Below are 15,064 nucleotides of genomic sequence, written 5' to 3'. Positions count from 1 at the left end.
CAGGCGCGAGGTACTTGTCCACGACAGTGGGTCATGACCCAATTGCCGCACGGATTTCATCTTCAGCCTGTGTGTGGTAGCGCACATTCCCGCGCGCCCACAGGTAGCGGGTGGTGGATGACCTGCTAGCCTTCTGGCAGTGGTGCAAGGCAGCAGTTCGGGCACGCGACGCGGCGCCATCAATTGCGAATTCTTCCAGCCCGGATTCGAGTTCCCCATTGGAATTGGAGGCAGGTATGCGCGAATCGTCCCCTGCGGCTGACGGAATGGCGTTATTCGAATTGCCTCGTCCCTTCATAGCACCTGCACTGCGTGCCATGAGACTGGCCAATACGGCACTCGACGCGCTCTTTTACGATATTGGTGTGATCATGAGTGAACTACTGTGGCGCGGTGAAGTCGTGAGTACACAGACGTCGCCCACCGCAACGAAACTCAACCATTCCGGACCGGTTTCGTTGAGCGGTTTCACCAGTGTAGATCTTGATGCGCTGTCGAACCCGGAGGGCTGCATCCTCGTTGTCGATAGCGCCAAGGCTCCATTCGTCAAGCGATTTGACAGCGTGAATGATTTCATCGACTGGACTCGATCAGACGGCCAGGATGTGAGGACTGTCACGATTACTGGCGTCGGTAGCTCAGCTCTCGGCTCCGCGGCGTTCGCGTGGAATACCTCGATGGCACTCGGCCAACGCGTGGCGGCGATCGTCCCCGGATACGGAGTCGCAGATGTTCTTGAACAAGCGTTGGGTGGCTGGTTCGGTTTCGGTGTCCACGATTGGCTGGGCTCACTTGCGCAAACGATGATGGCGCACGCGTTGCCCGAGACCGCCAAGATCGGACGCAAGCTGCTCATGACCACACCTGGCCATAAGGAAGCGGCAACAGGGGCGCCTGAATTCTTAACAGGTAACCCAGCCTCTGACGTACTGCATTCGATACTGGAAAACGCGCCGACGATCGACACCCTCCTTGGTCACAGCAAGGGAGCACTGGTTATTGCGAACGCGCTTCGCTCACTCGCCCCCGGTGTCACAAAGCGCCTTTGGGTGGCAACGTTCGGTTGCCCCATATCGGAGTCGGTGGAGGTCGATCACTATGAACAGTACCTGGGCATACTCGACGGATTGGGAGCGCTGAATTCTTGGGGCAACATTCCGGATCACATCCTGGTTACGCACCACAGCACAAATGTTGGCATTGCGTTCTCTATGCCGGTCGCAATCCTGACGCGTGTTTCTGTAGCGTCGCGGCGGGCGTCGGGAAATTCCGGTCCGCAACGAGGTCAAGACAGCGTCACCAGCTCCCGGGCTACTCACCGTGCCGTTGAAACGGCGCGGCCGCGAGTGAGCGCCAGCAATGATTAGAAAACGAGCTCGAGTCAGGCGCGTGACGGATATCACGCGCAGCGGCTGTTGACGCTCGCAATTTCCGCTAGCGGCGTCCACAGCAGCGCTAACCTGTCCGCTAATTCGGCTAGCTTACCGACTCACGGCCAGTTCTCAATTGCGTACTTCCTGCAATCCGCGGCTTCAAAGTGCGTAGTTGGCCAATCTGCCGTGTGCCGCCCGACCTTCGGTAGCTCATCCGTAGACAGATCAGCGACGCAGCTACGCCAGACGGTGGCGTCTGCCGATTCCAGATCACCACGGCATTGGGGATAGCGCTTTTCGCTGATCATGGCTTCTACCATAGCGTTTGCAGCCCTTTCCGGTTCTCTGAGTTCGGTCTCAATCTTCGCGACCTGTTTGAAGGCTTTGCTTGTATACTCGCCGTCTAGCGCGATTGCCGCGCGCAACTCATCCAGCGCTTTCGTATGTTTTCCCTGCAATTCCAGCGCTTCGCCTAGATTGACATATGCCTCGGCGTAGCGGGGATCGTATCGAATGGCCGCTTCGAACTCGCGCTGGGCCAACTCTGCTGGCCGAGTGTTTAACCGTAGTAACGAATCTGTCGGTATGTATTCTCGGTTCGCGTATTTGAGGTACTCGCGTCCGAGCGCATTGTGTCCGGCGGCGAAGCGATCTCGCTCGACCGTTACGCGCCGATATTTTTCGAGCGCTTCATTATCGCAACCCATGTTCTCAAGAGCTATGCCCCAGTTATAGTGAGCCCAGTAGAACTTTGGACGAAGCATCACCGCCCGCCGCGCATGCTCAATCTCTGTCAGGTAATCAAGATTGTTCTCAGCAATTTTTGACAGGCCGAGATGTGCCCATGCAGCGAGCTTTTCCTGATCTTTAGGTGATCCACCTTTAAGAATTTTATCGAACTCATTTGCGGCGTCCGTGTATTGACAAAGCGTCCCCTCATCGCACTTTTTCTGCGCCTGATCGAAAGTCGCTGAAGCGAGTATGTAGGGACTGTATATCTGCATTGCCGCCCTTGCCCCTCGGTAAATTACCTCATCGACGTCGCCGCTCTCACTGAAAGCATCGAATAGATACACTTCGCCACCAGGGCGGAAAACCCGTCCGAAAATCCGCAGCGCCTTTCCGTCCCGGACGATTTCGGCGGTGATGCGACCGTCACGACGCAAAATGTCCTTGATCGCGCTCACCACGTCCTGCACCGACATTCCCGTTCCCGGTACCCCAAGATGCAGATCCTTTGTTCCTTCCTCGTCAAGCGTATCGTGGATCTCCGTCGGCATGACAGAAGATGCGGAATTGATCATTGAGAGCATGTCTTCGCTGAACCTGCTTTGACTTGTGGACGCGGTGAATCCTTTTGCGGCAAGATCGCTTGGCGTTGCGATAGGCTCGATTATTGTGATCGAGCGCAATCCAGAGCTCGCATAGACCAAACCAACACCTACGGCCGCGATGACACCAATCGCAATGAACCCTTTTTGCAGGTAGCCGAGTCCCTGAAAGCCGGACTGAATGGCGCGTCCGAACACACCACCAGCCTTCACGATGAACCGTAAACCTTCCTTAAGAATCTCTGACAGTTTCATGCGGGCGTCGTTCAGTTCGCGTGAGCCCGACTCACGCAGTCGCACATAGCTGACCGCCTTCCGCCGGACGTGACCGCGTGATTGGGACCATCCTTCGTTCGATATCCTTCGATAGCAAATGGAGCAACAATATGTTGTCGACGAGCGACTGGTGCTTGGCGGACTATCCACCGCCGGTATGGTTGAGATTGCGTCGGATGGGAGCCTGTTAAAGCGACTTCTCGGGCCTTTTTTTAACTGCCGTTGGTGTCCGTGAAATTCCAAGGCATGCCTTCGTGCAGCGATTCAAACCAGAATTCAATCCATCCACAAATCGCTTACCTAGGTATCCGAACAAGTGGTCACACGCCATTTTCTCCAGCATCAAGAGTGGCCATGTGTTCAAAAAGAAGTTTCGCCTGTTATTCCGTCGATGCAAGAATCCCGACCGACAGCATCGAATTCAGTGACGTGAGAGCCGCGTCAGGAAATACATTGACGCGCCTCGCAAGTTCGAGGTCCATCCACAGTTCGCGTTCAAGTGGTGTCGCTTCGCGAACAAGTTCCGGTAGCCCCGGCGCGAAGAACAACGCCGCTTGCGATGTGCTCACCAAAGAAGCAGATTCGTTGCGGACGATTAACATGGTGCGCTCGCACGGACTGGCAGGCGGAACAAATTCCAGACTGCCCATGTAAGCCCGAAAAGTTGCAAGCTCGACACGGCACCAGTACGAGGATGCTGAGTCGGAAGGAAGATGCGGTGACAAAAACTTCAGAAACTCGATCGCTTCCTCGCCGCCGAATGCATTCCGCCCTCCTCCCCGGTCGACCCAGGCTGAGACAAGCGCGCTGCATTGTTCTGGTGGCAATTCGCCGAGTGAATGTCTGGCGAGCAGTTTAATACGGCTTTCACACCACGATCTTTGTACGATTCGCGTAAATGCAACGCCGGCACTCGACAGCAGTTGCTCGAGCCGCTCTCTCTCCAACGCTGGCAGCTGGACGACGCTCGTCTCCAGCGGCTGTTGCTGCTCGCAGATTGCACGGCCGAGTGCCGACTCGAAGTCGCAAAGTTTCATGGCGCGTTTCGCACGCTGGGAGCGTGACGCGACCAGATTTCATGCACGCACTCCAGATTGCGCGCGATCTCGTCCGCCCCCATCCGAACCGCATGCGGTTCCAGCAGTTCGAACACGACACCAGCCACATTCGGACAGTGAGGCAACGTGTACTCGAGCAGTTCCCATACCGGCACAGGAGCAGCGCTGTCATGTGCGTCTGTCCAGTAGCCGCCCTCCCAGCGCCCCCCGGCAACATGAATCTCGACAACGCGTTCGAGAGCGAATCGACCAACGGCCTCGAACGGATCGAAGCCGTGATTGACAGCGTTGCAATAAAGGTTATGCAAATCGAGTAATTGTCCGCACCCGCTTGCGCACGTGACGCGGTTCATCAGTACGCACTCGTCGGTAATGTCGGAATCGCTTGGCAAATCGGTCAGGTAGTGCGCGGGATTTTCCAGCAGGAACGGTACGCGATAGCGTTTAAGCAGTTGGGCGCAACGCTGCGCTACCAGGCGGCCAGCCTCGTTCGTCATCGGCAGAGGTAATGGTGTGCCGATCGGTGTCACGTCTCCATTAACGTTCACGTACGTTTGAAAGGAGAGATGTTCGCTGTGCCACAGAAACGGCCAGAGCGGCTGCAACTGGTCGAGTATGGAAAGATAGGCGGTGTTCCAGCCGTGTGCCGAACCGATGGATAACTCGACCCCGTGCACGACCATGGGCATCCCGCCGCAGGTGGTGCGCGCACGGTCAAGTTGCGCGCGATCCAACACCGGAGTGGTTCTGCCGCAGGTGCGCTGCACGCTGCACAGCGTCTCGGGTGTCAGCTCAACAAAATCGATGAGGTGGCAATCATACATATCGGCCGGCAAACTCGGAAAGTAGTCGAATCCGACACCCAATTCGGGTGCTATCGCACCTGTCTGCCGGCGCGTCTGTCCGCTCAATATCAATGCCGCGGACATGGTATCGCCTATGAGTTTTCGAAAGTCGCTGACGTTACGCCCCGCTGGGTAAGATCCGGTCCCGGGTCCTGGGCAAATTCGACGTGGAACACGGCGATCAATCCGCACGTCAGGCAACCGCTACGCTTGAGAATTTCGTCGACGACTGCATGGACGTCATCCTTGGTCTGTTGCTTCGGATTAGGCGTAAGCTGCAACGTGGCACGTTTGGTGACGAGATGGGGGGCGCTCATGCTTCACTCCTTGTTGACGTCCGGCAATGACTCTACTGTATCCGCAGCGCCGGAATATGCGGGCAAGTCGCTTTGGAAACGGCGATATCGTTCACGAGTGTGCGACAGTACGCTGTCGATCAAGTATCACGATCGACTACGGAACTACTTAAAGAACGTCGCCTCCATGCTTAAGGCGCCTCATTGGCCAGCGATCCTAATAGTTTGAAATTTCAATTTCTAAGGTATGCATATCTTTAACTTTCGCATCCAAAGTTAAAAGGCTAAGCAAACTGCTGCCCTCACATTGACTGGGGCACCCCTGAATGAGAACCACTTCCATTCAAGAGGAAGATCAGAAAGAGGCAATTCAGGATCCCACAAAGCCACGAAAGAATTGATGAATCAAGCAATGGTGATCGTTTCTGCCGAAAGCACTTTCGAATTTATTCAAGCAAATTTCGATTCCACTTCTTTACCAATAAAAGGCTAGGTTAGCGGCGCGCATATATCAAGCTTTCCCAAGTCTTCTGCACTGATCGCAGCCACTCACGCTTCCACCCTCTCCGCACGCTAGATATCCTTGATGCGTCGCCTCTTGTCGTCTATACAAATATGTGGAACCAACGAATGGCCCCCTTGAAAGCACTCATGCGTCGATTGCGAAATTCGCGGGCTTGCACCTCAGGAGTGCATTACCCGTGTCTATCATCATTCGCTATGGATTCCTAACGTTTGCTCTTCGATTTATCACGAACTCGCATGCGTGCAATACACGCCTAGGACGATGAGATGGTCCTCGCGAGAGAAACGTCATGGACCCAGTCCGGTGAATCCAAGTGAGGCCCGCGAGATTACATTTTCGTTTCAAGCCGTTATCGGCAAAGTCGGTCGCGGAGGCGCTACGCAGGCTGGTCACCTTTGATGGGTTGCGATAGAGGGAATCATGCTCCGCTTCGACTTAGTCCGGCCAGACGATCTCCTGAATCTGCGTGTCACGACGGAGAACCTTAGGGTTGATACCACCGATCCCAGCAAACCGGCGCTTGTCATCGATCAGCAAGGCGCGCCAGCCTGGCTGGTGGTCACTCTGCCACCACAGACGATTGCCGAAAACGCATTCTTCGAATCCTCGCCGATCGCACCTGAGCAGATTTCGGGCCGTGCGGACCCTTCGGGCCACGACGTGCTGATCACACCGGGCCAGCCAGCGAACGGCGCGACCAGTGTCGCGCAGTTCGCCCGTCCAAGCCGGCTGGTGTTCGATGTGCCGCCGAGCACTCGCATTCCGCTCTCCATCGCGGGCCTTACGGACTGGACTGCGCTGGCCCCACGGCTGAATCCAATCGCCGCGGTCCCGCCCAGCCCATCGCAGGCGCAGATCAATGCCGCACCGGACATCGCAGAGCCCGGCGCGGATCAGACCGCGCTCGAACTTCCGTGGCGAGTATGGATTTCGCCCAACGCCGACGGGCGTTGGACAAACCGCACCGGGCCCTTCACTGCGCGCGGCCGCACGGAGCTTTGGCACACGCGCCTTGTGCTGGCACCTGCCGACTCCGGCGCCGCGCCGCAGGAGCTTTCCGTCACCACCCCGGGCATGCTGCGGGCGATCTGGTCACAGGACTACAGCGATCCGCCGCCAAAGCCGTCCGACGAAGGACCGTATCTTGCCCGCACGGCGATGGCGCCGAATGACCGCTATCAGATCGTTATCGAGACGTCAGCTTTTCACGGCTGGACGGTGACGACCGAATCCACTCTCGTGGTGGGCCGGTGGAAAATTCCGATCATCCGTACCGGCCCGTTCGTGCCGCAGCCCTTCGCCGCCGAACAGCTCATGCTTTCGCCGCTGGGAGGCTGGCTGCGCTCTCGCGGCGCGTGGACACCGCCGTTCCGCACCACACCAATCTTCCGTCCCCCGCCTAATCTTGGGCAAATCTTCGGCATTGCCGGCCAGCGCGCAGTGGCGGCACCTGCGGCTGTTCTTCCGCGCCGGCTCGAGCCACTCGATCTGAGCGAATGGGTGCATCGCGCGAGCCAGGGGCGCGACCATTATGTGCGCATTGTTTACGAGGGCGAACTGTGGCCTTTCCGGAACAAGGCCGCGCTAATCAAAGTCACCGAGCGGCAATTCCGCAACACACCGGACGGCGCGATCGGCGCGTATCTCATCCAGCATTTATTCATCGTGGTGCGCGAGCCAGTGCGCACGTTCGACTACACCGCGCGGCAGATGCCGCTCAAGCGCGTTGAACTTACCACGCTGGTCACGCCGGACCTTGCGGACCCAGCGCCTACCATCATCCCCGGCACATCACGCTCTTTTTGGGTCGAAGTCAGCGCGGGCGGTGGGCGGGAGCGCTTCTCCTTTCACGCGCGTGCTACCGATGCGGGTGGTCTCGATATCGATTTCACCGTTCCATTGATGTTCGCCTCGATCAGCGACGTAGAGGACGCAAGCAAGATGGCGCTCGTCGCGGCGGCGTACAACGACGTTTCCACTATAGACAGCCGCTCCGCCCTTGTGCCCGGGCAGCGCGTAGCATTCGCGCCACCAGATCCTGATCCGGCAAAACGGACCGACAACACCACGCTGGTCACGGACCTACTGAACTTCACCGCCGACTCCGCAGGCGGACCACCGGTGCTATTCAAGGCGAATGTGCGGATCCCGCAGGTGCAGGAGCTCATCGGCGCGGATCAGCCGACGGTGATCGCGCTTTACGACCAGTATGTGCAGCACGGGTTCGACGCGGCAACCGGCGTCTTTGCACAGATCGTGCAGCAGGACGCCAGTGGCACCATCACGCCTGCGACCCTCGGCGTGAATTTCAGCGCCGACAAAGCGGGGGGGATCGCTACGCCCAATATCGGCGTCTCCACATTGACCCGCGCGCTGGGTCCGCTGGCCGGCCAAGCCGCTGACGCGGCCACCGGCAGTTTCAACCCCAGCAACTTCTTTCCAGCCGATGGCCTTGCGCGTTTGTTCGGGGCTTTCGATCTCGGCTCGTTGATTCCGGCCGGCACACTTAGCGGCAACGCTCCGCAGATGAAGGCCGCCACGCAGGACGTCCCCGGCGGTAAGCTGATCACCACGACTATCGACTTCGCGCCGAAGCTGCAGAAGATCGATGTGGGCGCTGCGAGCTTCACGCCCAATCCCGGCGCCGCACTGACTATTCACGGTGAAATCCACAAGCAACTGTCGCTGAGCGGCGTCGCGCAGCCGCCCACCTTCAGCTTCGACGGCAGGCTCACCAATTTCTCGGTGGCAATTCTTTCCTCTGTCACGGTCAACTTCACCGAGTTCCACTTCACTACTATTAGCGGGCAGAAGCCCAACGTTTCCGTCTCCCTCGATCAAGCCGACCCAATTGATTTTACTGGTGATCTCGAGTTCATCAACGACCTCAAAGACGCTATTCCGCCTGGCTTGTTCGGCGACCCGCCGAGTCTCGACATCTCGCCTACCGGCATTACCGCCGGCTTCGCAATCGGACTGCCTCCACTTGCGGTGGGCGTCTTTGCACTGCAGAGCGTTGCACTTTCGGCCGGGTTGACGCTGCCATTTCTTGACGGTAAGCCGGTGGTCGATTTCGCGGTGTCGTCGCGGCCGCATCCGTTTTCCTTGACCGTCGCTTTCTTCGCCGGCGGTGGCTTCTTCCACATGCAGCTCGACACCGCCGGAATGAAAGCGCTCGAAGCGGCGCTGGAGTTCGGCGCGGCGGCGGCCATCAACCTGGGTGTCGCCAGCGGTGAGGTTCATGTCATGGCGGGAATCTATTTCTCGCTTCAACGTCAAGATCCGAATAATGCGCTGAAAGCGACGCTCACCGGGTACTTCCGCATGGGCGGCTCGCTCAGCGTGCTGGGGCTGATCACCGTCTCGGTCGAATTCAATCTGAGCTTCACTTACCAGGACGTTGGCAAAGCCTATGGCACCGCCACACTGACGGTGGAAGTCGACATTGCCTTCTTCCACAAATCCGTCGACCTGACCGTGGAGCGCACCTTCGGTGGCAGTGGCGGCGACCCGAAGTTCCTGGACTTCTTCAATACCGCGCAGTCCTGGCAGGACTACGCGGCCGCATACGCCTAAGCGGAAATGGGAGAGCGGCGTGGCCAATCAACAAACCATACTCTTCACCGTCATGCCGCGCGCCGTGACGTTAGGCAGCGGGACATTACCGATATCGGTATTCGTCACCCCGAGGCTCACGGGCGAGCCCACGCTCGGCGCGTATCCAGACTGGCGGCACTGGACGCAACAGCTGCAAAAGTTCGGACTCACGTTGCAGCTTGCTGCGAACGGCACCACGCAGGCACTCACCATCGACCGAACCAAGCTCCAGCCCGCCATGTGGGAAGCGTTGTTCGCCAACGATACGCTAGTGAACCCCTACACATTCGACGACTACAGCGGCCGCGGGTTTATCACCTTTTCCATGCGCCGCTCACTTAGCGCGCTGAAGGCGATTTATCAGAGCGCCGGCATCGCGCTCGCTCTTCCCTCAGGTCCCGAGCAGGCCTCGCGGCGCGTACTGCGCGAGTTGACTGCGGGCCTCGCAATCCATTGGGGCCCGGTGTCGGGCCAGCAATTACGCGATCACATGCGGATTACCAGCGGCGCGTTCGGCACTTTCAAACCTCGTATCGGCACCGATCCAGGCCAGCTTGATGCCGAAGGACTCCTCGTTGCCGATCCGGATCCTGGCGCGAATCAAGCGGCCGCACAGCCTTTCTCCGTATTCCACCACATGCCGACGCCGCGAAACCCACCACCGCTCGCACCGGATTGGACGAAAGCGCTGGATTTCCATCAGGCGCTTTCGTCCATCAATGGCTACCCGATCCTGCAACGCGCGCTCGGGCTTGTGTTCGACTTCGATCTTCCGACCGGCTCGATTCCCTCCACGACAGCGAGCACGCCGAGCACACTGTCCATCACAAGCGTAGAGCCGGGGTGGGAGTGGAAAGTCCCGACAACGGTACCGCCGCTGCGAACCGCTTATATCTCGCTGCCCGCCGATGGCGGGACGCTGTTCCTGACCGCGCCCCGCACGCTGGTCGACTCCACTGCTCCCAATCTCGTTGTCGGCCTGCTCAGTCTTGATCCGGGGCGGTTCGGACTCGCGCAGGTGGACGTCGACGGCGCCATGCACAAGGCGATCATGCTGGCCGAGACCTTGTCGCCAGACGCCGATTCGAATCGGTTCATCGGCGGCCCCGCGCCCGCCTTGCACCCCGAGGTGTTCGATCCGGAATCCACCTTGCCAGCACTACGTTCGGGCGGATTTACCCTGTACGCGGACGGGCGCATACTCGCTTTACTCGACACGATCGCGCAGAACAAGACGTTCAACGACGGGGTACAAAGCGGGAAACAGCCGCGCCCATTCTATGCCGAGGATCTTGCGCGCGGATGGCGGCTTGACATTTGGGATTCGCATACGAACGCGTGGCATTCCTTGCATGCGCGTACCGGCTCATACCAAATCGGCGATCAGGTGTTCGGGCCAGCACAGGATGAGGGCTTTGTGCAGCTTGCGGCCACCCAACCAGTGCCCAGCGCACAGCCGGCGACGACGGACATCTATCTGCATGAAGCAGTTGCCCGCTGGGCCGGCTGGAGTCTCAGCGCGCCACGTCCCGGCAAGCACCTCAGCCGTTACGCTGACCCGGACAAGGCGATTCCACCTGATACGCCGGATCCCGACTACGCCGAGAATCAACCCGTCACGCCATTCAAGTTGCAGGCGAGCTTCAAAGTTGTTGCCGGAACGCTGCCGCAACTCCGGTTCGGGCGACGCTACCGGATTCGCGCCCGCGCAGTCGATCTCGCGGGCAACAGCATGGCGCTCGGCGATAAGCTTACTGACTTGCTCTCGCAGTTGTATGCGCTGCCGCAGGACCCGGAAGGATTTGCGTATCTGCGCTATGAGCCGATTGCCTCGCCTCTGGTGGTCATCCGCGACCCGGCCGCCGTCACCGGTCCTGGTTCAGCGGTCGATCGGCTAGTGATTCGCACATTCAATGCAGATCCTGCGCAGGACGCGGCGGCTGCGGATCTGACTGCGGCTGACCGACACGTCCTGCCGCCGCGCGCCGCCGTGGAAGTCTGCGAGCATCATGGTCTGTTCGACGACGCAGGCGGACGCCTGAAAGGCGACGCCGCGACCTGGACACTGATCAGCGCCCGAGATAATGGCGAGTTGCCACACGCCTCCATCACGGTTGCGGGTAAGACCGATACCTATCCGCGGATCACGACTGCCGAGTACGGGCCGCTTGCGTATTTACTCGACCCACTCTCCCGCGGCGCGGCGATACGCAACTTGCCCGGCACGGCGGCGGGGACGCGCGGCGATGTGGCGCCGGGCGCGGGCGCCGTCGGACCGATTGTCTATCATCGGCTCAATGATCCCAATGCGCGTCCTGGCTCGGCAACGCTCGTGAGTTTCGGTCCTGATGACTGGCAGCAGCGTGTCGGGTTCCGAATAGCGCTTGCAGAGCCGCCCGAAGGTGAGCAGCAATGCGCGCCGGATTGGGATCCAGGCAATCGCGTACTGACCTTGTATCTGCCGAAAGGCACGATGACGACAGTGCCGCTGACCAGTTGCATCGCGCCGGAAGATTTGCCGCTGATGGGCGTATGGCAGTGGCTGCGACAATACATAGAACGCGTGACCGTGACGAATGCGGCGCCCGAGGTGTTTGCGCTAGGCGGTCTTGCCGATCGTGCAGCGCATGTGCTTCAGCTTGCCGTAGAAGGCGGGCATTGGATGCTGACGCCGCCCCGATTGCTGACCTTGATACATGCGGTGCAGCAGCCGATCGACCGGCCGGCATTCGTGGCGCTGGATATCGCGCATCCGGGCCGCGCAGGCGTTGTCGAGACGTTGCAGACGGCACCGATCATGGGCCGGAACGACCCCACCGATCTTGCGGTATGCACCGCATGGCGCACACAGGGCGCGCCCGACGCGTACCTGATTGGCGGGCTTAAAGTGCATGGTGCAAGCACCGCAAAGATCGACATCGCGGCGAGCTGGGCCGAACCGGTGGATGATCCAAACCAGGCCGCATCGGCAATCGTGCAGCGCCACGAACATGTGGAAGAGATCAAGCTGGTGACTCTTGCCGAAGGCTATATCGCCGCAGATGCACAGAATACGCGCCTTGTCGGGTATTACCATACCGAACATGAACAGATTGCGTTCGTGCGTGACGGCGACACGCTGGGGATTCCTGGCCCGGACTCTGAGCAGTTGGCGTTGAGCACCGCGGCGCCACGGCATTTCTTCGGCGACACCAAACACCGGCGCATTCGTTACACGGCCACGGCGACATCGCGTTTCCGCGAATACTTTGATCCGACGCTTGTCTTTACTCGAGACAGCAGCGCAGTCAGCGTTGACGTGCCGGCCTCCGCACGGCCGCTCGCGCCGCAGGTCCGTTATGTGCTGCCCACCTTCGGGTGGGAGCGACAGACCGCCACGAACCTCAAGCGCAGCGTACGTTTCGGCGGCGGTCTGCGCGTGTATCTAGAGCGGCCGTGGTATTCGTCCGGCGAAGGAGAACTGCTGGGTGTGGCGTTATGGAGCACACAGAATGGCACGCTCGATCGTGACCGGTTCAAGCCGTATATCACCCAATGGGGCATGGACCCGATCTGGACGACGGCCGATCTCTCGTATGTGCCACAAACGAGCAATTTCCCGGATGCCGCCATGTCGGAGCCCGGATTACCGCTGGAAGAGTCGAGCGCCACCGCGGCTGACGGCTCGCCCGGGCTGATTGACGTCGTGGGATTTGCTCCACAGTTCGATGCGTCCAGCGGCTTATGGTATGCCGATCTGACGCTCAACACTTTCGCAACGACGTATATGCCGTTCGTACGTCTGGCGCTGCTGCGTTATCAGCCGCACGCGCTTGTAGTCGCGAAGGTCTCACGCGTGGTGTTGGCGGATTTTGCGCAGCTTACGCCCGATCGCGCCGCGATGGTCACTGCCGACCCGTTCCATCCGCGCACTATACGTGTGGTGGTGTCGGGGCTGACTCCGCAGGGGCCGGCACCGATTATCGAGGGTGAGCAGCCGCAGGAACTGCAGCCACCGCCGACTCACATCACGGTACGCGTACAGAAGCATGATTCGTCGCTTGCGTCTGATCTCGCGTGGTCGGATGCACCGACGACCGACGCGAGCGTGGCGACTGTGCAATCGGGTGCGGCGGCGGGGCAGCCGGATCTCACGCTGTTTGTAGCAACGATCACGTTCGCACAGCTGCCCCAGGCAGGCGAGTACCGGCTGTTAATCGAGGAGCGGGAGTATGTCTCTGCAGATTATGTGCTGGTGGAGAATGATCGCACGCTGTGGCCAGGCAGATTGATCTATGCCGAGATATTCGCGATCGATTTCCCCGGGCCGAAGATAGCTTGATCAGGCGTTGGGCGACGGTCAGACGATCACGGCCCCCGCTGGCGTTCACATCGCCAGGCACGGAAATCGGGCCGCCATCGGAGAAAAGAGTCATTGCCCACTGCATTGTGTGATGCAGCTCGTCATGGGCTGGAACGACGAACACCTGCACAGTTCGTTAGAGGACGAAGGGCGGATAGGAAGCGGCGAAGTCCATAGACCTGCTATCAACCTCCCTTCGGCCCTATTCGCTAGTGCTACCACCATTTTCTGCACGACAAGTACGATTACCCATCACGGCGTTGGGCAGAAGTTTGCCGCCAATCCCGCGGCGGTTATTGATCGTCCCGTTGCTCAAACGTCACAAACTGCATCAAAGGTTGTGCATGGGTCACCTGAGGCCCTCTTCAAGGGTCGCGAACCACCAGAGCGTGCCAACAGGATGTAATAGGCAGCTATTACGATAAGTTTTCTTATCACAAGACATCTGTTTTGCACGAAAACTATGTAACCTGAAAACAACCCCAGCGTGATGTGCCACCCACCCGAAGGCTTATTGCGTAACCGCCGGTGGCGACACGCCGGCCCGCAACGTACGGGACCATGCCTTCCCCCCACCTTCCCGGAAGAAAAGGCGGCGACTTCCCGGGCGTCACAGACTTCAGTTCCGCGAATCAACGGTCGTGATTTTCATTCTTTCGTACTCCAAAATCCCAAGCCCGACCGACAAACATGAGTTGCTCACGGTCCCTAACGTCTGGGTCCTTTCATCCACTCCGACTCCATCGCCGCGTTTCGCTCCTCATTCGACTCGATCGCGTCTATCTCCTCATCGACCAATCCCGTCGCCCGTTCGGCGGCTCCTTTCATTTCGGCCGCTGCCGGATCAACATCACCGTTGTCGTCAACGGGGGGCTGCAGCATATCCCTGAGCATCGCGTGCAGTTCCGCCGTATCCCAGGGCAAACCGTGCTGCGTACGGACCTTGATATAGTGCCGCACTTCCGCGTCCTGCTCTGGCGTAAGCGGTAGTCCCCGGAAAGTGTTTTGGGGGTCAGAATCGATCATCTCCGCCTCCTGTATCCATCGCAAGTTACAGTGTATTCCCTCGCGAGCCCGGCAGTTATGATGCGGCCGGCCAGGTACCCCGCGAATTGGTGGAATGGCGTCAACCAGCGGCGGCAGTTGGAGCCGGACGCTGCCGGGCGGCACATCGGGTGCATCGACGTCTGGCTGGTTAGCAGGGACCGGCAAGCCGCCTGCAGCAGCGTCCGCTGCAGCACTGGTATGGGGTGCTGATCAGGCACGAGCAACGCCCGGTTGCTTCATCGCCCACGGCACGTGTCTCCGCTCGATCATTCAGCAAATCAGCGAGTCGCGCCGAGCATAGCGTAGAGCAGAATAAATGTGTCATCCATTGAAAGGCCTAGATCAAGAGATAAATACGCTTCTCTCAGGCTTT

The 15,064-nt window shown here is 59.2% G+C and carries 8 protein-coding genes; 3 read left to right on the top strand and 5 right to left on the bottom strand.

Features of this window, described 5'->3' with window-relative positions; genetic code table 11:
- Positions 1-236: 236 nt before the first annotated feature.
- Positions 237-1,367, top strand: coding sequence for a hypothetical protein (locus tag AB4Y44_RS13955; RefSeq protein ID WP_368699917.1), 1,131 nt, complete (start codon positions 237-239; stop codon positions 1,365-1,367).
- Between the two features lie 122 nt (positions 1,368-1,489).
- Here the strand turns inward: AB4Y44_RS13955 and AB4Y44_RS13950 are convergent, their stop codons facing one another.
- The 4 genes from AB4Y44_RS13950 to AB4Y44_RS13935 all read right to left on the bottom strand — a co-directional run bounded on the left by AB4Y44_RS13950 (position 1,490) and on the right by AB4Y44_RS13935 (position 5,200).
- Positions 1,490-2,959 carry a tetratricopeptide repeat protein gene (locus AB4Y44_RS13950; RefSeq protein WP_368699916.1) on the bottom strand — a complete coding sequence of 490 codons (1,470 nt, stop codon included), beginning with the start codon at positions 2,957-2,959 and terminating at the stop codon, positions 1,490-1,492.
- A 401-nt stretch (positions 2,960-3,360) separates the two neighbouring features.
- A complete protein-coding gene (locus tag AB4Y44_RS13945) occupies positions 3,361-4,017 on the bottom strand; it encodes a hypothetical protein (protein ID WP_368699915.1) in 657 nt (218 codons plus the stop codon).
- Positions 4,014-4,967: a DUF692 family multinuclear iron-containing protein gene (locus AB4Y44_RS13940; RefSeq protein ID WP_368699914.1), complete on the bottom strand. Its 954-nt coding sequence runs from the start codon at positions 4,965-4,967 to the stop codon at positions 4,014-4,016. Before AB4Y44_RS13940 ends, AB4Y44_RS13945 begins: the two co-directional genes overlap by 4 nt.
- Positions 4,968-4,975: 8 nt before the next feature.
- The gene (locus AB4Y44_RS13935) at positions 4,976-5,200 is read right to left on the bottom strand and encodes a hypothetical protein (RefSeq protein ID WP_368699913.1); all 225 of its coding nucleotides are present in this window, start codon (positions 5,198-5,200) and stop codon (positions 4,976-4,978) included.
- A gap of 925 nt (positions 5,201-6,125) precedes the next feature.
- Between AB4Y44_RS13935 and AB4Y44_RS13930 the strand changes: the two genes are divergently transcribed.
- Both AB4Y44_RS13930 and AB4Y44_RS13925 read left to right on the top strand, forming a co-directional pair.
- The gene (locus tag AB4Y44_RS13930) at positions 6,126-9,281 is read left to right on the top strand and encodes a hypothetical protein (RefSeq protein WP_368699912.1); all 3,156 of its coding nucleotides are present in this window, start codon (positions 6,126-6,128) and stop codon (positions 9,279-9,281) included.
- Positions 9,282-9,300: 19 nt separating this feature from the next.
- Positions 9,301-13,623: a hypothetical protein gene (locus tag AB4Y44_RS13925; RefSeq protein ID WP_368699911.1), complete on the top strand. Its 4,323-nt coding sequence runs from the start codon at positions 9,301-9,303 to the stop codon at positions 13,621-13,623.
- A gap of 729 nt (positions 13,624-14,352) precedes the next feature.
- Here AB4Y44_RS13925 and AB4Y44_RS13920 read toward each other — a convergent pair.
- Positions 14,353-14,670 (bottom strand): hypothetical protein, encoded by a 318-nt coding sequence (locus AB4Y44_RS13920; RefSeq protein WP_342923785.1) that lies wholly within the window; start codon positions 14,668-14,670, stop codon positions 14,353-14,355.
- Positions 14,671-15,064 lie beyond the last annotated feature (394 nt).

Source organism: Paraburkholderia sp. BR10937, assembly GCF_040965695.1.
Lineage (GTDB): Bacteria > Pseudomonadota > Gammaproteobacteria > Burkholderiales > Burkholderiaceae > Paraburkholderia.
This window is presented reverse-complemented; position numbering and strand designations above follow the sequence as displayed.

Excerpts from the sequence above, each read along its gene's own strand:
- AB4Y44_RS13935 (WP_368699913.1), bottom strand. The coding sequence starts at position 5,200 with ATGAGCGCCCCCCATCTCGTCACCAAACGTGCCACGTTGCAGCTTACG.
- AB4Y44_RS13945 (WP_368699915.1), bottom strand. The coding sequence starts at position 4,017 with ATGAAACTTTGCGACTTCGAGTCGGCACTCGGCCGTGCAATCTGCGAG.
- AB4Y44_RS13940 (WP_368699914.1), bottom strand. The coding sequence starts at position 4,967 with ATGTCCGCGGCATTGATATTGAGCGGACAGACGCGCCGGCAGACAGGT.
- AB4Y44_RS13930 (WP_368699912.1), top strand. The coding sequence starts at position 6,126 with ATGCTCCGCTTCGACTTAGTCCGGCCAGACGATCTCCTGAATCTGCGT.
- AB4Y44_RS13950 (WP_368699916.1), bottom strand. The coding sequence starts at position 2,959 with ATGAAACTGTCAGAGATTCTTAAGGAAGGTTTACGGTTCATCGTGAAG.
- AB4Y44_RS13955 (WP_368699917.1), top strand. The coding sequence starts at position 237 with ATGCGCGAATCGTCCCCTGCGGCTGACGGAATGGCGTTATTCGAATTG.
- AB4Y44_RS13920 (WP_342923785.1), bottom strand. The coding sequence starts at position 14,670 with ATGATCGATTCTGACCCCCAAAACACTTTCCGGGGACTACCGCTTACG.